Source organism: Streptomyces sp. NBC_00029, from assembly GCF_045160505.1.
In the GTDB taxonomy this organism is placed as follows: Bacteria; Actinomycetota; Actinomycetes; order Streptomycetales; family Streptomycetaceae; genus Streptomyces.
Genome location: NZ_CP108292.1, coordinates 7683941 through 7705207, shown reverse-complemented (window position 1 = coordinate 7705207; position 21267 = coordinate 7683941). Strand labels below are relative to the sequence as shown.

Annotated in this window: 19 protein-coding genes and 2 pseudogenes; 10 read left to right on the top strand and 11 right to left on the bottom strand. The window is 70.1% G+C overall.

Going from position 1 to position 21267, the window contains the following annotated elements; translation table 11 throughout:
- Nucleotides 1–40: 40 nt before the first annotated feature.
- Entirely contained in the window at nt 41–355 is a 315-nt protein-coding gene (locus OG753_RS35540) for a metalloregulator ArsR/SmtB family transcription factor (RefSeq protein WP_327265894.1), read from the bottom strand.
- Between the two features lie 82 nt (nt 356–437).
- Between OG753_RS35540 and OG753_RS35535 the strand changes: the two genes are divergently transcribed.
- From OG753_RS35535 to OG753_RS35525, 3 genes are all read left to right on the top strand, one after another.
- On the top strand, nt 438–635 hold the full coding sequence (locus tag OG753_RS35535; protein ID WP_327265893.1) for a hypothetical protein: 198 nt from the start codon (nt 438–440) through the stop codon (nt 633–635).
- Between the two features lie 47 nt (nt 636–682).
- A complete protein-coding gene (locus OG753_RS35530; protein ID WP_327265892.1) occupies nt 683–1102 on the top strand; it encodes an arsenate reductase ArsC in 420 nt (139 codons plus the stop codon).
- Nucleotides 1103–2094: 992 nt separating this feature from the next.
- The gene (locus tag OG753_RS35525) at nt 2095–2808 is read left to right on the top strand and encodes a VOC family protein (RefSeq protein ID WP_327265890.1); all 714 of its coding nucleotides are present in this window, start codon (nt 2095–2097) and stop codon (nt 2806–2808) included.
- A 363-nt stretch (nt 2809–3171) separates the two neighbouring features.
- Here OG753_RS35525 and OG753_RS35520 read toward each other — a convergent pair whose 3' ends face one another.
- Nucleotides 3172–4509: a lipase family protein gene (locus OG753_RS35520; RefSeq protein ID WP_405791447.1), complete on the bottom strand. Its 1338-nt coding sequence runs from the start codon at nt 4507–4509 to the stop codon at nt 3172–3174.
- A 411-nt stretch (nt 4510–4920) separates the two neighbouring features.
- Here OG753_RS35520 and OG753_RS35515 point away from each other — a divergent pair, with 411 nt between their 5' ends.
- Nucleotides 4921–6195 (top strand): PucR family transcriptional regulator, encoded by a 1275-nt coding sequence (locus OG753_RS35515; RefSeq protein ID WP_405791446.1) that lies wholly within the window; start codon nt 4921–4923, stop codon nt 6193–6195.
- Nucleotides 6196–6323: 128 nt separating this feature from the next.
- Here OG753_RS35515 and OG753_RS35510 read toward each other — a convergent pair whose 3' ends face one another.
- Nucleotides 6324–8804: a SpoIIE family protein phosphatase gene (locus OG753_RS35510; RefSeq protein WP_405791445.1), complete on the bottom strand. Its 2481-nt coding sequence runs from the start codon at nt 8802–8804 to the stop codon at nt 6324–6326.
- A 452-nt stretch (nt 8805–9256) separates the two neighbouring features.
- Here OG753_RS35510 and OG753_RS35505 point away from each other — a divergent pair.
- Nucleotides 9257–10593 (top strand): annotated as a pseudogene (locus OG753_RS35505) (PP2C family protein-serine/threonine phosphatase).
- A gap of 95 nt (nt 10594–10688) precedes the next feature.
- Nucleotides 10689–11705: an MASE1 domain-containing protein gene (locus OG753_RS35500; RefSeq protein WP_327265885.1), complete on the top strand. Its 1017-nt coding sequence runs from the start codon at nt 10689–10691 to the stop codon at nt 11703–11705.
- A 79-nt stretch (nt 11706–11784) separates the two neighbouring features.
- Here OG753_RS35500 and OG753_RS35495 read toward each other — a convergent pair whose 3' ends face one another.
- Together OG753_RS35495 and OG753_RS35490 are read right to left on the bottom strand one after the other, a co-directional pair.
- The gene (locus tag OG753_RS35495) at nt 11785–12126 is read right to left on the bottom strand and encodes a hypothetical protein (protein ID WP_405791444.1); all 342 of its coding nucleotides are present in this window, start codon (nt 12124–12126) and stop codon (nt 11785–11787) included.
- 310 nt (nt 12127–12436) lie between these two features.
- Nucleotides 12437–12817 (bottom strand): transposase, encoded by a 381-nt coding sequence (locus OG753_RS35490; RefSeq protein ID WP_405791443.1) that lies wholly within the window; start codon nt 12815–12817, stop codon nt 12437–12439.
- A 414-nt stretch (nt 12818–13231) separates the two neighbouring features.
- On the opposite strand from OG753_RS35490, the gene OG753_RS35485 reads away from it, so the two are divergent.
- Complete coding sequence (locus OG753_RS35485; protein ID WP_327265884.1) at nt 13232–14131, top strand: GNAT family N-acetyltransferase; 900 nt, start codon at nt 13232–13234, stop codon at nt 14129–14131.
- 868 nt (nt 14132–14999) lie between these two features.
- Complete coding sequence (locus tag OG753_RS35480) at nt 15000–15122, top strand: hypothetical protein (protein WP_405791442.1); 123 nt, start codon at nt 15000–15002, stop codon at nt 15120–15122.
- Between the two features lie 10 nt (nt 15123–15132).
- On the opposite strand, the gene OG753_RS35475 is transcribed toward OG753_RS35480, so the two are convergent.
- The gene (locus OG753_RS35475; protein WP_405791441.1) at nt 15133–15972 is read right to left on the bottom strand and encodes an SDR family oxidoreductase; all 840 of its coding nucleotides are present in this window, start codon (nt 15970–15972) and stop codon (nt 15133–15135) included.
- Nucleotides 15973–16064: 92 nt separating this feature from the next.
- Between OG753_RS35475 and OG753_RS35470 the strand changes: the two genes are divergently transcribed.
- On the top strand, nt 16065–16436 hold the full coding sequence (locus OG753_RS35470; protein ID WP_327265882.1) for a helix-turn-helix domain-containing protein: 372 nt from the start codon (nt 16065–16067) through the stop codon (nt 16434–16436).
- A 231-nt stretch (nt 16437–16667) separates the two neighbouring features.
- Here OG753_RS35470 and OG753_RS35465 read toward each other — a convergent pair whose 3' ends face one another.
- Nucleotides 16668–17276, bottom strand: a complete 609-nt coding sequence (locus tag OG753_RS35465; RefSeq protein ID WP_405791440.1) for a TetR/AcrR family transcriptional regulator — start codon at nt 17274–17276, stop codon at nt 16668–16670.
- A gap of 117 nt (nt 17277–17393) precedes the next feature.
- Here OG753_RS35465 and OG753_RS35460 point away from each other — a divergent pair.
- A pseudogene (locus tag OG753_RS35460) lies at nt 17394–18252 on the top strand (class I SAM-dependent methyltransferase).
- A 294-nt stretch (nt 18253–18546) separates the two neighbouring features.
- On the opposite strand, the gene OG753_RS35455 reads toward OG753_RS35460, so the two are convergent.
- The 4 genes from OG753_RS35455 to OG753_RS35440 form a co-directional block, all read right to left on the bottom strand.
- The gene (locus OG753_RS35455; protein WP_405791439.1) at nt 18547–19173 is read right to left on the bottom strand and encodes a DUF305 domain-containing protein; all 627 of its coding nucleotides are present in this window, start codon (nt 19171–19173) and stop codon (nt 18547–18549) included.
- Nucleotides 19174–19294: 121 nt separating this feature from the next.
- Nucleotides 19295–19699, bottom strand: a complete 405-nt coding sequence (locus tag OG753_RS35450) for a DUF6153 family protein (RefSeq protein WP_327265879.1) — start codon at nt 19697–19699, stop codon at nt 19295–19297.
- A gap of 67 nt (nt 19700–19766) precedes the next feature.
- On the bottom strand, nt 19767–20240 hold the full coding sequence (locus tag OG753_RS35445; protein WP_405791438.1) for a MarR family winged helix-turn-helix transcriptional regulator: 474 nt from the start codon (nt 20238–20240) through the stop codon (nt 19767–19769).
- Nucleotides 20241–20676: 436 nt separating this feature from the next.
- Nucleotides 20677–21156 (bottom strand): BlaI/MecI/CopY family transcriptional regulator, encoded by a 480-nt coding sequence (locus OG753_RS35440; protein ID WP_405791437.1) that lies wholly within the window; start codon nt 21154–21156, stop codon nt 20677–20679.
- Between the last annotated feature and the right edge of the window lie 111 nt (nt 21157–21267).

The following is a 21267-nucleotide window of genomic DNA, read 5'->3' as shown; positions in this document are numbered from 1 at the left end:
GGCTGGTTCTCCTCGGGAAGGTGAGGCAAAGCGCGGAAGGTTATGGGCAGGACCGCTTGCGGTTCGCTTCTGCGGTGGCACGCGCGGTCCGGGCGAGGTCGGCGAACTGACCGGCGAGGGCTTCGATGACTTCCGGGCGCAGGCGGTAGTAGATGTACCGGCCGCATGGCTCCGTCTCCACGACCCCCGCTTCCCGCAGCACCTTCATGTGGTTGGAGAGGTTCGTCTGCTTGGCGCCCGTCTCCTCCACGAGGTGGGTGGTGCAGAGGGTCTCACGGGCGAGCAGGGTCACGATCCGGAGCCTGAGCGGGTCGGCCAGAACCCGGAACAGATCAGTGTCGACTGACGTCATCATGGACTGATACTGTCACATCAGCTGGAGCTGATACCAGCCCCAGCTGATCCTTTTGGCTCCTTTGAACGGGATCGCCGTGCCCTTGCCTTCCTCGCCCCTCCTGCCGGACGAACGCCTGTCCGCCGGGGCCGCCCGTCCCGCCATGCCCGGCCGCCGCCACCTCGACCGGCCCGTGGCCGACCCCGACGGGGCGCCGATCGCCGTCGCCCACGGCATCCACGGCATCCACGACGCCACCGACGTCCGCATCTCCGAGCTGCGCACCCGGCTCGCCCCCTGAAGCCCCACAGCTCCCCACCGCAGTCGCCTCACCCCAAGGAAGCACCGATGTCCTCCACCCCTGCCGCCTCCGTCCTGTTCGTCTGCATCCACAACGCCGGCCGCTCCCAGATGGCGGCCGGGTTCCTGCGCCACCTCGCCGGCGACCGCGTCGAGGTCCGCTCCGCCGGGTCCGTGCCCGGCGAGCAGGTCAACCCGTCCGCCGTCGCCGCCATGGCCGAGCTGGGCATCGACATCTCCGACCAGAAGCCGAAGATCCTCACCCCCGAGGCCGCCCAGGCGTCCGACTACATCATCACGATGGGCTGCGGCGACGCCTGCCCGTACTTCCCCGGCAAGACCTACCTCGACTGGCAGCTCGAGGACCCGGCCGGCCAGGGCGTCGAGGCGGTCCGCCCCATCCGCGACGAGATCAAGGGCCTCATCGAGGGCCTGATCGCCGAGATCGCCGCCAGGCCGAACGCCTGAGGCGCACGAGAAGGGCGGGTTGGCGGCGACCGCCTGAAGTGTCAGCGGCCGGGGGCGCACGTGGCCGCCCGACGCGAGGACTTGACCGCGCCGGACAGCCGAGATCCGGGGGCAAGGACACGCCCGCGCGAGCGCCCGGCCGGGAGGCGCGTCGTTCGGGTGCCGGCCCTGGCCGGAGCGGGATCGCGGCGTGACACCGGGCAGGCGTCGAGTATGAACTCGCACACCCCCGGCGCCTCGGCCGGGCGGACCGCGGTACCCGGCGCTGCCTCGACCCGGCGGCTGACCGCGCTGGACCGGCTCGAACGGGCCGCGGTGGCCGACCCGGCGATCAGGGTGCTCCAGCGGGGCATCCCGCGCGCTCCCCCGGGCGGGATGCCTGATCTGCTGCGCGGCAGGCCGCTCGGGCACCCTCTGCATCCCGTACTGGTGCAGGTACCGATCGGATGCCGGCTCTCGTCCGCCGTGCTGGACGTCGCCCCCGGGACGCAGCGCGCGAGCAAGACCCTCACCGCCGGACCGGCCGGGATCGCCCCGGCAGCCGTGGCCGGCTGGGTCGGGGCGGACCCTCCTCCCGAACAGGCCCGGGTCGGTCCGGCCCGCGCGGCCTCCACGCGGCGACGGCACCGCAGAGCTCCCGTCTCCACCCGAGCAGCCCGTCGAAGCCGTGACCAGCGGTACCGCAGCCCCGAAGGCAGTACGAAGTCCGTATCGCACGAGCGTTTCCTCACCCGTGTGCGCCCCGAGAGCGGGGCGCACACGGAGGATTGCAGCAGCCGGACCGGACGGCCACCCTGTCCGCCACCTTCGACGCCAGGGCCGCCGACTCAACCACGCATCCGCCGGCTGAAGCGCGCAGTCACAAGGGGCAGCACCTCGGGAAGGTCGGCCTCCGCCGCGAGCCGCCGACCCTCACCGGCCATTCGACGCCCGGGCGATCGGATCACCCATATCCGCTCCCCACTCTAGTCAAAGTTGACTAGAGTGGCCGTATGACCGAGAAGACGATTCCGATCCTGCCGTGCCGCACCCTCCAGCCCGTCCTCGACTTCTACCTCGCGCTCGGCTTCGAGGTGACCTTTCAGCAACGGAGCCCCAATCCCTACGCGGTCGTGGAACGAGGAGGCATCGAGCTCCAGTTCTTCGGCCTGAAGCAGTACGAGCCGACCCAGTCGGTCAGCACGTGCTACGTGGTGACCGATGACGTCGACGGCCTGCACGATGCCTTCCGGACCGGCCTCAGGTCGGCGTACGGGAGGGTCCCGACCCGCGGGCTGCCACGCATCGGGCCGCTGAAGGACATGTCGTACGGCGTGCGGCAGTTCCTCATGACCGATCCGGGCGGCAACTGCATCCGTGTCGGGCAGCCGACGAGCGCGGACCAACACCACCGACCCGCCCCGGACGAGACCTTCGCCCGCGCTCTCCACATGGCGTCCCTCTTCGCGGACTCGAAGGACGACCCGAGCGGCGCCGCAAGGATCATCGATCGCGCCCTCCGCATGGAGGGCGAACGACCCACCCCGGTGCAACTGGTCCGCCTCCTGGTCCTGCGAGCGGATACCGCCGGCCGCCTGGGCGACAGGGAGACCATGACGACCGCCCTCGATGAGGCCGCTGCGGTCCACCTCACCGCCGAGGAGCAGGAGTCGGTCCACGATGACATCGCACGCCTGAAGGATCTCCGAAACCAACCGCCGCAATGAGTCCGTCCGGCGGCTGCAGGAGCGTGACGCGGGGAGCGTCCGCTCCGAGCCGGGGCGGCTGATCGGAGTGCCGGAGTGGCCGCCTGCGGCTGGACCTTGTCGGGCCTGCCCCATGGAGGTCGGGTCCCGGGCCTGCTGCGCGAAGGGCGAGCGGGTGGGATCAGGCGGCCGGCTGGGGCTGGCGCAGTTCGGCCCGGCCGAAGAGGAGGTCGCAGCCGGACGCTACTCACCGCAGGGCCTGCGGACGGGCGGCACGCCACTGCTCCTGCAGCAACCGCTCCTGCCGCCGCGCATCCTGCGCCCGCTGCGATGCCGCCCCGCCGCGGAAGCGGGTGCGGCGGGGCCCGGAGTGCCCAGGGCGCATCAGGAGGCAGGCACCGGACTCTCCGGTGCCAGCGAGTTGCCTGCGGGGATGCGGCCGCAGTCGGACGGGGCGTTGCCGCCTGCGAAACGGTCGTTCAGCCAGCCCATCGCGACGGGCGCCCAGACGACGGGCACGGCGACGTGACTGAGCAGGTCGAACTGCTGGTACTTGATCGATCCGTTGCCGGCTCCGCAGTACTGGCGGGCGAGCGTCCGCACGTCTCCGGCGACCATGACCCCGTCACCGGTGCCGATGCCCGGGCGGTTGCTGAAGGTTCCTTCCAGGACTCCCCCGTTGCCCTGCGCGATGAACCCCGGGATGGTGGGGGTGGGTGCCGAGCCGAGGTTGATCCTGTTCACCGCCTGGACGAAGGCAGGCACCGAATTCGGGTCGGAGTACTGCGGCTTCGCCATCTTCTTCCAGGTCAGGCCAGGGTAGTGGCCCAGCGCGTCGACGATCGACCCGTGCTCCAGCTTCTTGTACACCTCCAGGCCGTAGGCGTTCAGGTAGGGCTTGAGGTCGATGTCGTACGACCGGGAGACGCCGATGACCGCCATGGGGATGACACCCGACCACACGAGGGAGCCGTCGACGTACTTGAGGTTGTGCGCCGGATCCACGAGCAGACCGCCCTCGGCGAAACCCACCAGCTTGCCGTTGACCTCGGGCGCGTAGGAGGGTGCGAGCGCGGCCGCCCAGTTGGTCGCGATGGCGCCGCCGGAGTATCCCATCAGGCCGAACCTGGTGTCGGCGTCCATGCCGGTCTCCGCGGACCGGGTCGCGGCACGGATCGAGTCCAGCGTGTTGGTCGCGTACTCGGGGCCGGCCGCGAAGTTGGCGGTCTGTCCCTCGGTGTCCGGGATGACGAGGTCGTAGCCCTGCAGCAGCAGCGGAGCCATGAAGACGGCCTCGGCATTCGCAATGACGCCGCCCAGGGTGAGGTCACCGGCGATGGCCCGGGACGGACCGTCCTCGGGGTTGAGCGAGTCGTAGAACGACTGGTAGGACACCGCCTTGCTGCCGTCGCCCGTCAGGCTGCGCACCACCGTGGTCACGTTGGCGGACGGACGGCCCTGGGCGTCGGTCGTGCGATAGAGCAGTTGGATCGCCCTGAGCGACGTGGGAAGGCCCACGAGGTGGTACTGCAGCGTCCGAGTCTTCAGCACGGTGCCCGGCGCGAACGAGGACAGGGGCTCGCTGCCGGTGTAGGTGTAGAAGGGGTCGCTCGCGCCGGCACTCGACGGCGTGACCGCGGCGGCCGTTGCCGCAGGAGCGGCGGTCACGACCATCGCGGCGACAAGGGCGGTGGCCAGGAGACGAACAGTGTTTCTGGGCATGACTCCCCCGAATCGTGGAATGGGAACGCTGGACTTCTCGGAGATGAAGGGTGTCGGTGGGCGGCACTGATGGCGCCGTCGTGGCGTTCCATCGGCAGCCGCGCGCCGGGCCTGACGTGTGCTCGGGTTCCGGTCCGCGGAATGCGCCCGGATCAGGTGGCGCAGGCGGCCCCGGCAGGGCGGCGGCGTGATCGGGCGGGGGCGCGCGGCGGCTGTTGCACGGGCACGGCGGTCCTCCGGTGCGGGTGGGGGCGTGGGGATCCGGTGGAGGATGCGGTCTGGGTCCGAACGCGTCTGGTGATCCACCGGGCAGGCGTGTTACCAACTAGTAAGTAACGTCCCGGAAACCAGCATGGGGTCGCGGCGGGGCCATGTCTCCGGGTCGCACAACAGAGATTCGCGAGGTGCATTGTGACCGCATCCAAACCCGCGGAAAGCGCGGTGGGGCCGCAGTTCGGCGGCGTCCCGGTTCACAAGCGGCTTCTGGCCGCCGCGCCGGCCCTGGCGCCGGCGGTGACGGCCCGGCTCGTCGAGCAGCTGCCCGCCTACGGAGCACTGCCCTCGGAACAGCTCCACGGTGAGATCACCAAGGAGGTGGACCGTGGAATCCGGGCCTTCATCCGGGTGCTGCGCCACGGCGAGCTGCCGGAGGAGGCCGAGTTGGCGAGGATCAGCGAGTCGTCGGCTCGACGCGCCGACGAGGGCGTGCCGCTGGAAGCCGTCGTGGGCGCCTACCACTTCGGTGCGGAGGAGTGCGCGGCCCAGATCCTTGCGACGGCCGAGCCGGGCGACCTGCCGGACGTGCTGCTGGTCCAGCGCCGACTGCTCGGCTACCTCCGACAGGTGAGCTGCGCGGTCGCGGCAGGGTACGTGCAGGAGCGGCAGGCGGCCCTCGGTGACGAGCAGGTCGCCCGGCAGTCCCTGCTGTCCCGGCTGATGGAGGGCGGCGACCCGCAGGCCGCGGCCGACCGTGCAGGCATCCGGCTGCCCCCCACGTACCTCGCCCTGAGCATCGCCATGGGACCGCACCCGGATGAGCTGCGGCCCGGCGTGAACCACTCTGTTGCCGCTCGCCGCAAACTCCGGCGGCTGCGCAACGAATTGCAGCGCCAGACACCGGGTGTCCCGCTGTCCGTGCTGTCCGGCGACGGGGGGCTGGTGTTGATCCCGTACGAGACGCCGGCCGCCGACTTCGCCGCCGCGGACCGGGAGCGGCTCACCCGGCTCGTCGAGCAGCTCGGTCGGATCTGCGGCGCGGAGCTGCTGGTGGCAGCTGCCGCTGCCGCACCGGACTCCGTCGCGGACGCCGCCCGGATGGTCGGTGAAGTACGGCGGGTGGCCCAGGCATCCGGTCGAGGGCCCGGACTCTACCTGCTCGACGATGTGCTGCTGGAGTACCAGCTGAGCCGCCCGAGCCGGGCCAGGGACGGGCTCGCCGCGCTGCTGGGCCCACTGGCCGGGCGCCCGGAACTGCTCGACACGTTGCGCACCTTCCTCTCCTGTGGCCTCGACCGACGCCGGGCCGCCGCCCGGCTCCAGGTACACCCCAACACGGTGGACTACCGCCTGCGCAAGGCGACGGAGCTCACCGGACTGGACGCGGCCCGGGGCGCCGACCTGCTGACGCTGCACGCCGCACTGGCCGCCCACGACTCCGTACGGCAGGGCGAGCCCGACACCGGCTGACATGGCGGGGTGGCCTGAATGAGCACCTGCAACACCGGCGATGAAGCGCCACCGGGCGGGGGGAAAGCCGCGACCGATCCATCACCGCCACGGCACCCCGTGGACAGTGAGCGCATACAGTCCTGGCGTCACCCGTCGAGCGCAGGGTTCGCCACAGCCGCCGAGTGTCCCTCCGCCGCTGTGCCGAGGGGGAACTCTGTCCAGACGGTCTTGCCGTCCCGGGTGTAGCGGGTGCCCCACCGTTCGGTGAGCTGGGCCACCAGGAAGAGGCCGCGCCCGCCCTCATCGGTGGTGCGCGCCCGTCGTAGGTGGGGAGCGGTGCTGCTGCTGTCGGAGACCTCGCAGATCAGGCTGCGGTCGCGGATGAGCCGCAGGGTCACCGGGGTACCGCCGCCGTACCGGTAGGCGTTGGTGACCAGTTCACTGACGACCAGTTCGGCGGTGAAGGCCAGCTCCCCCAGGCCCCACCCGGTCAGTGTGGTGTCTGCCAGGTGCCGTGCCCGGGCGGCGGAGGTCGGCTCCGCGGGCAGTTCCCAAGAGGCGACCTGCTCCGGCGCCAGCACGCGGGTGCGGGCGAGGAGCAGTGCTACGTCATCGGGCGGGTGATCCGGCAGCAGGGCGTTCTGCACGTCCGTGCAGGTCTCCTCCAGCGAGCGGCCGGGGCGGGACAGGGCTTCTCGCAGCCGCTCGAGTCCCTCGTCGAGGTCGAGGCCACGGGCCTCGACCAGGCCGTCCGTGTACAGCGCCAGCAGACTTCCCTCGGCGAGTTCCAATTCGGCGGACTCGAACGGGAGTCCGCCCAGGCCCAGCGGAGGCCCCTCGGGAAGGTCGGGCAGGGTCACCTTGCCGTCGGAGGTCACCACGGCGGGTGGCAGGTGACCCGCCCGGGCCAGGGTGCAGCGCCGGGAGGTGGGATCGTAGACCGCGTAGAGGCACGTCGCGCCGACGATCTGCCGGCCCCGCGAGCGTCCGTCGGCAGGCTCCTGCTCAGCTGCCAGGCGGTTGACCAGGTCATCCAGGTGGGAGAGGAGCTCGTCCGGAGCGTAGTCGAGGCCGGCCAGGGTGTGCACGGCCGTGCGGAGGCGGCCCATGGTGGCCGCGGCGTGCAGACCATGACCGACGACATCGCCGACGACGAGGGCAACGCGTGCTCCGGAAAGGGGGATGACATCGAACCAGTCGCCGCCGACGCCGGCGGCCGGATCGGCCGGCAGATACAGGTGCGCGACCTCGACCGCGCTGTGTTCGGGCAACTCCTGCGGCAGCAGGCTGCGCTGCAAGGTCAGAGCGGCCTGATGCTGCTGGGTGTAGCGGCGGGCGTTGTCGATGCACAGGGCGGCCCGCGCGGCGAACTCCTCTGCGAGCGTGAGGTCGTCCTCCTCGAACGGCTCCGGCCGCTGGGCCCGCCACAGGCTGAGCAGGCCGAGGAGCAGACCGCGGGCCGTCAGCGGTACGACGATCAGTGAGTGAGCGCGGAGATCGAGGGCGCGCTGCGTGCGCTCCGGATCCTGAAAATACCAGCCGGGACTGCTCTGGAGCACAGGTTCGAGGATGGGCTGCTGCTCGGCGAGGCACCTGGCCTGCGGGGTGCGCGGGTCGAAGCGGAAGACCTCTCCGGCGGGGTACATCACCCGCAGCGCCTCTGCCACGACCGAGTGCACGGCCATCCTGCGGACCGGACCGCTCGCCTCCTCGGTGGTCTCATCGCCTCGGGCGACCGAATCCAGCAGATCCACCGAGACGGCGTCCGCGAGGTCGGGGACGGCGACGTCGGCCAGCTCCCGGGTGGTCTTGCCGAGATCCAGTGTGGTCCCGATGCGGGCGCTCGCCTGGTTGAGCAGGGCGAGCCGCCGCCGGGCCCGGTAGCGGTCGGTGACGTCCTCCACCAGTTGGGTGACTCCGAGGATCCCGCCGGAGGGGTCCTCCATCCGAAACGCCGACACCGACACCACCCGCTCGTGGTCGGGGTCGCTTCTCAGGCGACAGGGCTGCTCGGTGAAGATCAGGGGGGCGCCGGTATCCAGCACCCGGCGCAGCCGGGTTTCGATGGTCTTCAGGTCCGGACCGATGAGGAAGTCGCCGATGCGCCGGCTCCGGATCTCCGCCGCGGGAAGTTGCGTGAACCGGGCCAGCGCCCGGTTGATGCGCAGGATGCTCAGATCGGGGGCGTGGACGGACAGGCCGATCGGGGAGCGCCGGAAGAGACCGTCCAGGACCGACCGGTCCGTCTCCCACCGCAGCACTTCCTCCGCCGGGGCGACGACGAGGAACCACTCACGGGTCGAGCCGGCGCGGATGACGGCGCGGACGCGGAAGCCCAGCTCCACCCGCCGCCCGTCGCGGTGCAGGACGGGCAGGACGCCGGACCAGCCCCGGTCGCGCGCGCACTCGGCCGCTGCGTCCCGGACCATCCCATGGTCACGAGAGTCGACCAACAATTCCAAGGCCATACGACCCAGCACCTCATCGGGCAGGTAGCCGAGGTGCTCCTGTGCGCGCTCGCTCCAGCCGACGACCCTGCCGTGGTCGTCCAGGACCGCCGAGACGGAGTTGTGCAGCTCGAACGGGTCCTCGGGCACCTCGCCCGATCCCGGCGCCGGTGCGTCCATCACTGCCACCCTTCGACCTGCTCGACCTGCTCCACCTGCCGAACGGACCGCACAGCGGGCATTGCCGCGGCGACTACCCAGAGCGATCAGAGACCAGAGACCGGAGGTTGAGCAGTCGGCCTACCTTCAGTATCCCCGCGCCGCCGTACGTCGGCAGGAGGTCGTTCGCCATCGGCCCCGAGTTCGGAGGGCCCGGCCCGCCAGGGCCTGCGACTCGGACACCGCGCGACCGACTGCGGCGGCGCACCAGCAGGGGCATGCCGCCTTCGGCGTAATGGCCGTTTTGCCTGTATCGCCGTGCCACGCTGTGGTCCCGATTGACCAGGGTCGTGTCAGGAGACCGGAATGCACCGCTCAGGTGAGGGGCTGTTCGAGCGGATCCATCGTGCCCCGCGGGCAGACCCGAGGACGTCGGTGCGGAAGCGGAGCGATCCTGACACCGGTCGCTCGTGATGGCAGGAAACGAGGAAGGCGAACACCGGGGGCAGCAACCGCACCTTCCCGACCTGCACGTACGTCTGCGCACCGAGTTGGCCAGGATCGATGAGCAACTCCGCTCCCTGCTGGCCGCCATGGACCGGCTGCAGGGCCTGCTGGACGCGGTGGTGTCCATCAGCCGGGAGGTGGAGCTGCCCGACGTGCTGCACCGCATCGTGACCACCGCCATGGACTTGGTCGGCGCTCGCTACGGGGCACTGGGCGTACTCAGCGAGTCCGGCGACCATCTGGAGCAGTTCATCACCGCCGGCCTGTCCGAACAGGAACGCGCCGATCTGGCCGAGACCGGTTTGCCCCGAGGCCTGGGGGTCCTCGGGCACCTGATCCACCACCCCGAACCCCTGCGGGTCGACAGCATCCCGGCCCATCCGTCGTCCGTCGGGTTTCCGGCCGGCCACCCGCACATGCACACCTTGCTCGGCGTCGCCATCAGCGTCCGCGGCGCGATCTACGGTGACCTCTACCTCTCCGAGCGGCGCGATGGACATCCCTTCGACGTCCACGACGAGAACGTCGTCCTTGCCCTGGCCAGTGCCGCGGGAATCGCGATCGAGAAGGTACGCCTGTTCGAACGGGTTCGCCTCGGCGCCGAGCAGTTCCAACGGCTTCTGCTGCCGACCCTGCCGGACCTGCGGCCTTTCGCCGCCGCCGCCATCTACCGGCCCGCTGCCGAGCCCAGTCAGCTCGGTGGGGACTGGTACGACGCCATCCCACTGGCCGACAACGTCGTGGCGCTCGTCATCGGCGACGTGGTCGGTCACGACCTGAAGGCCGCGGCCTCCATGGCCTCCACCCGCAACATGCTGCGGGCTCTGCTGTTCGACCAGAGCAATCCGCCCAGCGCCATCCTTACCCAGCTCGACCGCACCCTGCACGCCATCACGAGCAATCCCGTCACCACCACGACCCTGGCACGCATCGAACCCGAGGAACCGGGGTGGCGACTCCACTGGAGCAGCGCGGGCCACGTCCCACCCCTGCTGATCGCCCCTGGGCGCCCGGCAGAGTACCTTTTCGCCGAGCCCGGCGTACCGCTCGGGGTCGACCCCGAGCAGCCCCGCCCCGACCATTCCCGCTTCCTGCCCCGGACGCCACCGTGGTCTTCTTCACGGACGGGCTGGTCGAACATCCTGAGCACCCCATCGACGAGCGTCTCAACCGGCTCACCGATCTCGCCACGATGTACGCCGCCCTGCCCCTGCAGGAGTTCGTTCAGGCTCTGGCCGATCACCACCCCAGCGACGGTCATGACGACCTGGCCATCCTCGCCCTGCGCACCCCGCACCTCTGATCCCCGTGTCCGCGTCCATCTCACCAGTGCCATGGAGGATCCGAGAGATCCGGCGGATGATGGAATCGGGCCGATTGATGCGGAGGTGCCGCCTGATGACTGCAGCGCGGCCTGAGCGGCTCCGACAGGCCGGCTTGGCCGCCCTGGAGATCTGCGTCGTTGCCGGGCTGTACTACGGCTCAGCCGCGCTGGGACTGGTCCAGCAACTGGTGGGGGGCCAGGTCACCCCCCTGTGGCCGCCGACCGGTATCGCCGTGGCGAGCCTGCTCTTGCGCGGTCTGCGGGTCTGGCCCGGGATCGCGCTGGGTGCCTTCCTGGTCAACGTCCCGCTCGGCCCATCGATCCCGGCCGTGCTCGCGATCGTGGCGGGCAATACCCTCGCGCCCGTCTGCTCGTACGCGCTGCTCCGCCGTACGGGCTTCCGTACGGAACTGGACCGTTTGCAGGATGCGCTGGGGCTGATCTTCCTCGGTGCGCTCACCGGGATGCTGATCAGCGCGACGGTGGGCAGCGGGACCCTGGCCCTCGCCGGCGCGCTGAGCACCGAGAAATTCTGGCCCACCTGGTCGGTCTGGTGGACGGGCGACGCGATGGGGGTACTGGTGGTGACGCCCGTCCTGCTCGTTCTCCGCTTCGCGCGTTGGCCGAAAGGTGCGCGGCCGTCCCGTTGGGCGGAGGGACTGCTGCTTCTGGCAGCCACGGTCTGCGTCGGCTTCCTCGAGACCAGCAGTACGACGCTCATGTTCCTCGGCTTCCCGCTGCTGATCTGGGCGGCCTTCCGCTTCCAGCTGGCCGGGGCTGCGCTCTGCGCCCTGTCCGTGTCGACCTTCGCCATCGTCGCCGCTGCCCGTGGCTCAGGCCCGTTCGCCGGTCATGATCTGCTCACCAACATGATCACCCTGCAAGCGTTCAACGGTGCTTCCTCGCTGACCGCGCTGCTGGTCGCGGCTGCCGTCAGCCAGCGCGACCAGACCCAGAAAGAGATCGCGCGAGCCTGCATGCTGCTGGCCGAGATGGCGGCCAGGGCCACCGCCGGTGACCACCATCCCAGGCTCCCCGATCGCGGGGGCGAGACGGAAGCGGACGACGGACGAACCGAGTGGCCGACGTGATGGCTCAGTGTCCGACCGTGCGCCAGGAGCAGTACACGCCGCCGGAGGCTGCCAGTACTCCAGCTGTAGATCGTGATCTTCATGTCTGGGATGCGGCTTGTCGCTGGTAATGGCTGATGCGTGATCGCTTTTGACGGCGGCGTCGCCAGTCGGACCAGCCGAGCCGGTGGGCCGCATCGCGGAGAGGCCGGATGGCGAGGGTGATGAACAAGCGCTGGATCTCGTTGCAGGACAGCGGGACCAAGTCGTCAGAGGTGGACTGTCGGGCGTGTTCGTTCGCACGGACCACCGCGAGGAAGATCCAGGAGGGGTAGAGGCGGACCTGGTGCTCATCGAGGCCGGCCAGCCCTTTCTCGCTCTGGAAGGTCTCCTCGACCCGCCCTCTCGATCCCGCGACCCGCACCATCGTCGTCAGCGGCACCGGATCCGGCGAGTAGCAGCGGTAGTGGGCGAGTTCGCCGCAGGTGCGGTCGCGGCGGATCAGCAGCTGGCGGTGACCCGGGCAGGGATCGGCCAGGTCGATGACCGCCCAGTCCTAGGACCGCTTCCGGGCCAGGGCATCAGCGCGGAACGTGCCCGCACCGGTGGTCACTTCGGCCGAGCAGGCCACCGCGAGGACATAGCCCATGCGGCGTTTCCTCCAGGGCGGATCGCAGTTTCGGGTTGCCGCCATAGACCTCGTCACCGGTGACCCAGTCCACGCGGTGTCCGGCATCCCATGAACCGTTCGATCATCGTGCGGGCCAGCTCCGGCTTGGTCGCGAAGACGGTTTCCTCACCGAGCCCTGCCGCCCGGCAGCGGTCCGGGTCGCCCGTCCAGAAGCGCGGGACGTACAGCTCCCGGTCACGTCGCCGGTCTCGTCGACGACCAGCGCCGCCGCATCGTCGTGGAGGTGCTCGACGACGTATTCTCGGACGTCGTCGCGGACGGCATCAGCGTTCCAGGACGCCCGGCACAGCAGGTGCTGCATGCCGTGCGGGGTTGCCTCGCCGGCCCACTCCGCGATCGTCCAGCAGTTCTTGCGCGGCAGGTCCGACAGCAGGCCCAGCACCAACCGCCCGGCCCGTAGGCGAGGTTCATAGCGGGCGAACCGGCCCGCGATGCGCCCCATGGCCACCTCAAACGCCTCCCGCCAACGCGCGGATCTATGCTGTGACCAGTGGGCACCGTCTCGTTGTCAGTCCACACACCCACGATGATCAACGGCGGCCGCATCTGTTCCCGTACCGGCCCCACCAGCAAGATCACAATCCACACAGCTGGAGTACTACAGTCCTCCTACGGCCCCGCGGGCCTTTGAGGGCGCTCTGCATCGTCCCGCGAACCCCTCCTTCAAGGGGCGCGGAAATCCGTGGACGGACCCGCGGAAGATCACGTACCGTGTGGCTTCACGCCCTGAGATGGATGGAAGGAGGCGAGTGCCGTGCAGTTCACACCTTTCCAGCGCTCCCTCTTCCGCTATCCCGGCGTAGTTCGTCAGTTCTGACCGGGAGCGCTCCAAGCAGCCTGTATCCCGGAGGAATCCATGACCGATACGGTCATCCGCGCGCTCTCCGCGAGCGACGCACATCTTTTCGACGCACACCCCGACCCCCTCGGCGCCGGTGAAGGCCACCGACGTACCCGGTTCCGCCCCGACTGGAAGCGCGTCGCCCTGCGCGACGGCGAGGTCGTCGCACGCGGTGCGTGGTGGGGCGGCCCCGACGACTCGGAGCCCGTCAACATCAACTGGTTCGACGTGGCCGAGGGCGAGGAGGAGGCCGGGGCCGAACTCCTGCGCTCCGCTCCCTGGCAAGTCGAACTCGAGATCAACCTGCCCGGCGGCTGGCGGGAAAAGACCTACCTGCGCGCCGGAGCCGAGGCGCGCTTCGCCGCCGCACGAGCCGCAGGGTACGAGCTCCTGGTGGAACGCTTCCTGTACCGCTGGACCCCCGAGCGAGGTCTGCCCGAGCGGCCCGGACGCCTGCGCTTCAGCGCCGAACCCGACGACACCGTGTTCTTCGACGCGTTGCGCCGCATCCACTCCGCCACTCTGGACGCCCACGCGCTCAGGGCCATCGAGGAGGGCGGCCTCGACCAGGCCGCCCAGGAGGAACTCGACTTCTTCAACTGGTGCCCCTCCCCACGGGAATGGTGGCAGATCGCACACACGCCGGAGGGCGACCTGGCCGGCATCCACATCCCGGCCCACAACCCCTCCGGCCCGACGATCGGCTTCGTCGGAGTCGTCCCGGAACAGCGCGGTCGCGGCTACGCCTACGACCTCCTCGCGGAGTGCACCCACCTCCTCGTCGAGCAGGGCGCGGAGTTCGTCAGCGGAGCGACGGACCAGGCCAACTTCCCCATGGCCGCAAACTTCGCCAAGGCTGGCTTCCCCGTCATCCGTGAACGCATCAACTTCCACCCGGCGGGCCAAGCAGCCTAGCGAGGAGTAGCACGCGGTGAGCGGTCCGGTCCGAGGGCAGGTCCGGACCGCTTGCGGTGCCCGGCGGCATGCCGGCCGACAGTGAACGTGCAGGTTCTACGCTGTGGAGTGGCCACCGTCTCGTCGTCAGTCCACATCGACGATGATCAACGGCGGCCGCGCCCGTTCCCTTGCAGGCCCCACCAGCAAGATCACGATCTACAGCTGGAGTACTAGGACCTCCAGACGGGGAAACGAGCAGCTCAAACGGGCTTCCTTCCTCTCCGCTTTCGCGGCCCTGGGGGCCCCGGCATCGCGGGCCTACTACGACAAGAAGGTGCGCCACGAAGCGTCACGCACTCGAGTGAAGGCGAGAGATCTCCACCGCCAGGCCGTCGCAGCGGCCAGGCAGAAGCCGAGGGTAGTCGGATTCGGGGAACGCCGGGGAGGGCGGAAAGCAGCACGCCCGGATGACCGCAAGAGTCGCACCACCGCGTGCCCTCGCCTCGCCCGCCGACTCCCGAACAGGCACGTCATCACTCATGACAGCCACACTGCCACCCGACCGCCTTGACCAAAGACATAGGGCCCCCGCACTGGGCGGGCTTTCACCGGGCTGGATCGTCGGACTCCGGTCGATGAGGCGGCCGCCGCGTCGTTCGGCGAAGGCGCCGAAGCGTACGCCGCCTACGAGGCCGCCCGCCCGGGCGCACGGCCGGTCGACGTCCTCATCGACCTGAACACCGACGAGCTGGCCAGGAAGCCCACCCTGGCGTTCGCGCAAGCGCGGGCAGCCGGTGGCCGCCCGGCCTGTGCCGACGAGTTCGACTGCCCCACCCCCGCCCAAGACGGCCGGCTGGGCTCCCCGCACTGCCTGGAACTCCCTTTCGTGTTCGGCAACTTCGACGCCTGGTCACACGCAGCGTTCATCGCGGGCATGGACACCGGGACCAGCGCCTTCGACAAGGTCGAGTCGGTCCACCTCGAGGTCAACTGGCGCGCCCGTTCATGAGAGTTCCGCGTCAGCGGAATGCGGCGACATGGCGGGCAACCCAGTCGTTGAAGGAGCGCGGGACACGGCCGATGACTCCTTCCACGTCCGGGCTGATCCGCAGTTCGGCCGGGTTCGGAGCAGAGATGATGTCCAGGGTGTCGTCGGCGAGTTCGATCGGCACGAACCGGGCCATCGTGGCCTTGGCCTCCTCGCGGGTGAGTTCGCGGAACCGTACGGGCGAGCCGAGCGCGGCTGCGATCGCCTCCGCCTGCTGACGCGGCGTGATCACTTCCGGCCCGGTCAGCTCGTACACCGCGCCGGTGTGCCGATTGTCCAGCAGGCAGGCCGCCGCGACCTCGGCGATGTCCGCCGGATCGACGACCGGAACCCCTACATCGCCGAAGGGCGCGGCGACCGTTCCTTGCGTGCGGACGGACTCGGCCCAGGCGAAGGCGTTGGAGGCGAACCCTCCCGGCCGCAGGACGACCCAGTCCATTCCGGAGTCCCGCAACGCGTCTTCCACCGTGCGCATCGCGACCCGCGACGGACCGAGCGGCCTGGTCGCCACGCCCTGCGAGGACAGCAGCACGACCCGGCGGACGCCACTGGACGCGGCAAGGCGGATGATGTCGGTCGGCCTGGCTCGGGGGGCGTGCAGGTTGCCGGAGAGCAGGAGGAAGAGCGCCTTCGCCCCGGTCAACGCGGCTGTGAGAGCGGCTGGTTCGGCCAGGTCGGCCGACAGGTGCCGGACCTCCTCCGGCAGCTCCGCCCGGTGCCGCGACACCGCCGTCACCTGCTCGCCCGCCTCTGTCAGGGCCTGCGTCAACGGTCGGCCCACATTCCCGGTAGCCCCGGTTACCACGATCATGTTCAGCTCCTGATTCGTCGTGCGCTTCCGTGATGGACGCTAGGAGCTGGGCTTACTTTCCGTAAGGACATACCCAGAGGTAAGCTCCTGACATGAGGGAAGGCGCGCAGCTGAAACCGGTCGCGACGAACCATGGGCGTGAGGTGTTTCACACCGACTGCCCCGCGCGTGACGTGGTCGACCATGTGACCAGCAGGTGGGGCATCTGGGTTCTGATCTCCTTGCGGAGCAATGACCTTCGGTTCTACGAACTGCGCGACGGCATCCAGGGCATCAGCGAGAAGATGCTGGCTCAGACCCTGCGCGCGCTGGTGCAGGACGGCCTGGTCTGGCGGGAGGTCGAGCCGACGACGCCGCCTCAGGTCACTTACGGGTTGACCGACTTCGGCCAGGACATCAGCGAGCCGCTGACGGACTTGTTCGACCGGATCACACAACGGCTACCGCCGCGCAGCCCGGCATAGTGCCGCACAAGCCCGGCCGCCCGCCCTCAACGGCCCCAACGCGGCTGCCGGATGCGTGCGGCGGACGGCTTCGGGCGCGGGGCTCCGCCCGTCAGGTGCCGAAGCGGTGGCGGGAGGCCTCGATGTGGCCGAGGTAGCGGTGGGTCCAGTCGCACAGTGCGTTACGCCGCCCCCTGGACCCCACCGAGCCGTACCTGGCTGCGGGACGTGCAGCGACACCCAATCCGACGCTCACGCCGTTGGCGGCTGCCCGGCGCCACCCAGCAGTACGGCCAGTAGTCGCCCTACGATCACTTCCGGCTCCTCGCTGCGGCCGGGAACGCGCGTCATCAGCAGGTGATGCATCGTGCCGACCAGCGCCAGCGCGATCGTGGCGACGTCGGCGTCCGCGGCGATCCGGCCGCCACGCTGCTCCGCCTGCAGGTAGGCGACAAAGGCGTGCTGGATCGCATCGAACGCGGGCGCTCCCGCCTGGAAACCTTCCCTGGTACGCAGCGCGGCCGCCGGGCGTGTCAGCGAGAGACCCACCACCGCCGGGGGCAGGGCATCCAGCAAGGCAAGGACGACTTCCTGGAGATTGGCCGCAGCCGTGGCCTGCCCCACCTTCGCGTCCAGCGCCTCGGCTTGGCGGGCACCGCGCGCGAACCGGTCCAGGACCAGCTCGGCAACGAACTCGTCCAGGCCCGCGAAGTGCGCGTGCAGGACGCCCTTGCCGCAGTCCGCCTCAGCCGTGACGGAGCGACTCGTGAGGCCCGCCGCACCGTCTCGCGCCACCACCCGTTCCGCCGCCGCGAACAACCGCTCACGCAGATCCGGAATCGCGACTCCACGAGGTGACACAACAGCCCCTTCCCTCAAGCCCATTGCCAGTACGGGCGATCGCCCATACCGTTTGGGCACTTGCCCATACTAAGGGTCCGGGCGCCGTACTGCGCACGGACGGGAGGGAGTTCACCCATGGGCCGAATCACCAACACGACGCAGGCCGAGGCATGGAACGGCTACGAAGGAGCACAGTGGGCCCGTAGTCAGGAACGCTGGGACGCCATCAACGACGGCTTCAACCAGCCGTTGCTCGACGCCGCCGGCATCCGGGACACCGACCAGGTGCTCGACATCGGCTGCGGAGCCGGCCGCACGACCCGCCTGGCGGCACAGCGATGCGGCGGGGGGCGGGCCATGGGAGTGGATCTGTCGGGTCCGATGCTCGAGCGGGCCAGGGCGAGTGCGGCACGCGAAGGAGTGCACAACGTGTCCTTCGTCCAAGGCGACGCACAGGTCCACCCGTTCGACCCCGGGGCATTCGATGCGGCCGTCAGCCGCTACGGCATGACCCTTCTTCGCAGACCCTGTCGGCGCCTTCGCCAACATCCGCGGCGCGCTGCGCCCGGGCGGCCGGCTGGCGTTCATCTGCGCGGCAGAAGCCGGGGCCAACGAGTGGCTCCGGGCGCTGGCCTCGCTGGACGGCATCCTGCCGCTCGGAGACTTCGGCACGCCCGGCGCACCGGGCATGTTCTCGTTGACCGACCCCGACCACACGCTCGCCCTCCTGACCTCCGCCGGCTTCGGGAACGCCCGCGCGGAGCGGGTGGAAGCCGCCGGCAACTGGGGTAAGGATGCCGAGGACGCCTCGGCCTTCCTGATCGACTCCGGCCCTGGCCGCCACCTGCTCGGCCAGGTCGCACCCGATGCCCAGGAGCAGGCCCGACAGGCACTGATCGACGCGCTGCGCCCCTACGAAAACGCCGGGGCCGTGTGGCTGCGCAGCAGCTCGTGGCTGGTCACCGCCGTCCGGAAGGACACCGCGGGCGACTGAGCCTGTCAGATGCGGGCCGGGCAAGGACCCGGTGTCGCACGAGCCGGTTGCGGTCGCGGTCGCGGTCCGTCCGGTACCAACTGGTGGCTTTGATCCCGCGCCCGTACAGATCGGTTCGAACCACGACGAATCACACCGCCGGCCGTCCGTGACCCGTACCGACAAGCCCGTGCCGTCGGCCTCCGTCGGTCCGCCCCGGTGGGCACGGTGGGCACGGTGGGAGAGAGCCCAGGCGTACCGGGCGGGCGGGCGCCGGGTGCGACGCCCGCCCGCCCCGCCTCTTGCTCGTGAGAGTCAGTCCTTGCCGAGGAGCCCGTTCATCCGGGCGATCTCGGCGGTCTGGGAGGTGACGATGGCGTCGGCCATGTCCTTGGCGGGCTGGTAGGAGCCGTCCTTCTGCTCCGTCTTGGCCATGGCGACCGCACCCTCGTGGTGCTTGATCATCAGCTCCATGAAAGCGGTGTCGAACGCCTTGCCCGAGGCATTCCTCAGGTTCTCCATCTCCTCGGCGGTCATCATGCCGCCGCCCGCGCCGTGCATGGAGTGGTCCATGGCACCCTCGGCGGGCACCTGCTCGCCCCAGGAAGCCAGCCAACCGGAGAGCGTCTTGATCTCCGGGTCCTGGGCCTTCTTGATCTCCTCGGCGAGCTGCTTGACCTCGGCGGAGTCCGCACGGGTCGGGGCGAGGTCGGCCATCTCAATGGCCTGCCTGTGGTGAGGGATCATCCCCTTGGCGAACGCGGCATCGGCCGCGTTGTGCTGGCCCTGTGCGGCGGAGGCCGAAGCCGACGGCGAGGCGGAAGCGTGGCCTCCGTGACCGGCCGGGCTGTCGGTGCTGCCGCATGCGGCCAGCACGAGGGCGGCCGTTGCGACGGCCCCGACGGCGGCGGTACGGCGGACGAGGGAACGGTTGCGGTTCATGTGGGTGCGACTCCTTGATGCGCAGTCCTACGGTCAGGACGTGCGCGCGTACGGAACAGGGCGTGCCGGGGCACGGCATCGCTCACCGGTCACCGGACCGGCAGATGCCGTGTGGGCCGCTCTATATCCGCAGGAGTTGCAGCTCGGAAAGGTCGGGTGGCGCCCGCGTACTCACCGGCGCCTCCGGCGCCGCCCCAGCCTGCACAACAGCAGCGGGAACACCACCGAACGCGGCGCTCAGCGCGGGCGGGGCGTAGGAGGAGCTCACCCCGGCGGCGGCGCACGTTCCGTCCGCGTGATCGAGATGATCCGATCCACCGGCCGGGTGCGAGCAGTCGCCCGCCGCGTCCGGGTCGGCCTCCGTATGAGCCATGACCATGGTGTGCCCGCTACCGGCGTGCGCCGTCGGCAGGGGGCTCGGGGCCAGGGCGTGCATGCCCAGGACACCGGCCAGCACCGCGAGGACGAGCAGCAGGAAGCCCCGCCCGGCAGGGCGTCGTCCCAGCGGCTTCGCGGCGAAGGTCATGCGCTCATCGTACGGGTGCTCGCCACGGCCACCGGCGCGGTCGTCTCCGCCTTGGCCGCCTGCGCCTTCAGGGCGAAACCGAGCGCAGCCCATCGGCACGGGTGGCAGTCGTGTACACCCGCCGCAGCAGGTAGTGCAGCTGTGCGCGCTCACCCTTCGTGATCGAGGCCAGCAGAGCGTCCTGCAGGCTCTTCACGTCATCCACTGTGGCCGCCAGGGCCTCAGTACCGGCTTCCGTGAGCGTCACCACCTCATGCCGGCCACCGATGTTGACAACCATCGCGTGGACCAGGCCCTGCTCCATGAGCTCATCGATCACCCGCACGACATCATCCAGCGGCGCCTCTGTCTGCGTGGCGAGATCGAGGTGGGCGTGCGGCCCCAGATCGGCGAGCGCCTTGAGGACCGACTGGTGGAGGGGGCTCGACCCGCGCACACCGATACGCTCGGCCACCAGCGTCTCCACGGCCCTGCCGGCTGCCGCCAGGAGTTCCACGGTCTGCTCGGAGGGATTCGACGATCCGCTCCCCCTGTCGTACACGTCGCCTCCAACTCACTGGGGAGGGGGACGTCACCCCCGAACCGGCCCGCCGCGGTCAGTCGTTCCCGCAGCCCGCAGCAGTACGCCGGTCACGGGGGCACATATCCCCGGACTCAGACGGCACTCCGGGGATGGCAGGATGTGGAATAAACCTAGGCTCACCATACTCACGCCCAAGGCGGCTGGTCTACATCGCAGTCGACGCTCACGGTCTCAGCGGCGTCGCAGGGCTTGAGCCGCGAGCCTTCCGCCTACTCGTACAGCCCGTACGCCAGGCCAGTCCCAGTACGACCGATGCGGCCACCACCGTCGCGAGCCCTGCGAGGCCCGGACCAACAGGTCGTCGCCGGACACCTCGTTCGCCTGCGACGGACCGGGCGCGCGAGCAGCGAACGGTGCCCGTACCAGCGGCGAACCACCGGTGCTGTCCGGCCTGTCAGCACTGCTCCGGCGGCAGCAGCGACCGGCGCGTGGCTGCGGCCGCGCCCATGGATGCACCCGCGTCAGCATGGCCAGGGCCACAACCGGGACAGCGTCGATCGCCGTGCTCGCGCTCCAGGAGCAGGCGCCGCAATGCCTCCTCGTCGTCCCCGGACAGCGAAGACACGAACCGCTTCAGCACCAGGTGACGCTGCGGCTCCCGTTCCAGCTCCTGCCGCATGCGCCCGGCTGCCAGCCCGGCGGCATCATCCGCCGCTGCGTAGGCGAAGCCCCGCCCCGCGCGGGTGCGAACGAGCGTCCCCTTCTCGTGCAGACGTGTCAGGATCGTGGTGACCGTCGTCCTGGCCAGGTCTCGTTCGAGCGCGGCATTGATCTGGTGCGGCGTCAAAGGCTCCTCTGCCGCCCATAAGATCGCCAGCACGTCCGCGACGAGCTCACCATGCGGACGCCGCGCGTCCCGTCCATTCCTCACCATCCCGGTACCGCCCCACTGCTGTCCCGGACGACTATGCCCGCGATTCGAATTTAGGTTTGCCTTATCTCACTCTATGGGCCGTGGATCGGGTCCGGCCCGGCCGTGGCCAGT

What these genes read in the sequence shown, in the direction of transcription:
- OG753_RS35520 (WP_405791447.1), bottom strand. Translation starts at nt 4,509, where the DNA reads ATGCCCAGAAACACTGTTCGTCTCCTGGCCACCGCCCTTGTCGCCGCG.
- OG753_RS35450 (WP_327265879.1), bottom strand. Translation starts at nt 19,699, where the DNA reads ATGACCTTCGCCGCGAAGCCGCTGGGACGACGCCCTGCCGGGCGGGGC.
- OG753_RS35500 (WP_327265885.1), top strand. Translation starts at nt 10,689, where the DNA reads ATGACTGCAGCGCGGCCTGAGCGGCTCCGACAGGCCGGCTTGGCCGCC.
- OG753_RS35475 (WP_405791441.1), bottom strand. Translation starts at nt 15,972, where the DNA reads ATGATCGTGGTAACCGGGGCTACCGGGAATGTGGGCCGACCGTTGACG.
- OG753_RS35530 (WP_327265892.1), top strand. Translation starts at nt 683, where the DNA reads ATGTCCTCCACCCCTGCCGCCTCCGTCCTGTTCGTCTGCATCCACAAC.
- OG753_RS35470 (WP_327265882.1), top strand. Translation starts at nt 16,065, where the DNA reads ATGAGGGAAGGCGCGCAGCTGAAACCGGTCGCGACGAACCATGGGCGT.
- OG753_RS35485 (WP_327265884.1), top strand. Translation starts at nt 13,232, where the DNA reads ATGACCGATACGGTCATCCGCGCGCTCTCCGCGAGCGACGCACATCTT.
- OG753_RS35510 (WP_405791445.1), bottom strand. Translation starts at nt 8,804, where the DNA reads ATGGACGCACCGGCGCCGGGATCGGGCGAGGTGCCCGAGGACCCGTTC.
- OG753_RS35440 (WP_405791437.1), bottom strand. Translation starts at nt 21,156, where the DNA reads ATGGTGAGGAATGGACGGGACGCGCGGCGTCCGCATGGTGAGCTCGTC.
- OG753_RS35525 (WP_327265890.1), top strand. Translation starts at nt 2,095, where the DNA reads ATGACCGAGAAGACGATTCCGATCCTGCCGTGCCGCACCCTCCAGCCC.
- OG753_RS35490 (WP_405791443.1), bottom strand. Translation starts at nt 12,817, where the DNA reads ATGGGGCGCATCGCGGGCCGGTTCGCCCGCTATGAACCTCGCCTACGG.
- OG753_RS35455 (WP_405791439.1), bottom strand. Translation starts at nt 19,173, where the DNA reads ATGAACCGCAACCGTTCCCTCGTCCGCCGTACCGCCGCCGTCGGGGCC.
- OG753_RS35540 (WP_327265894.1), bottom strand. Translation starts at nt 355, where the DNA reads ATGATGACGTCAGTCGACACTGATCTGTTCCGGGTTCTGGCCGACCCG.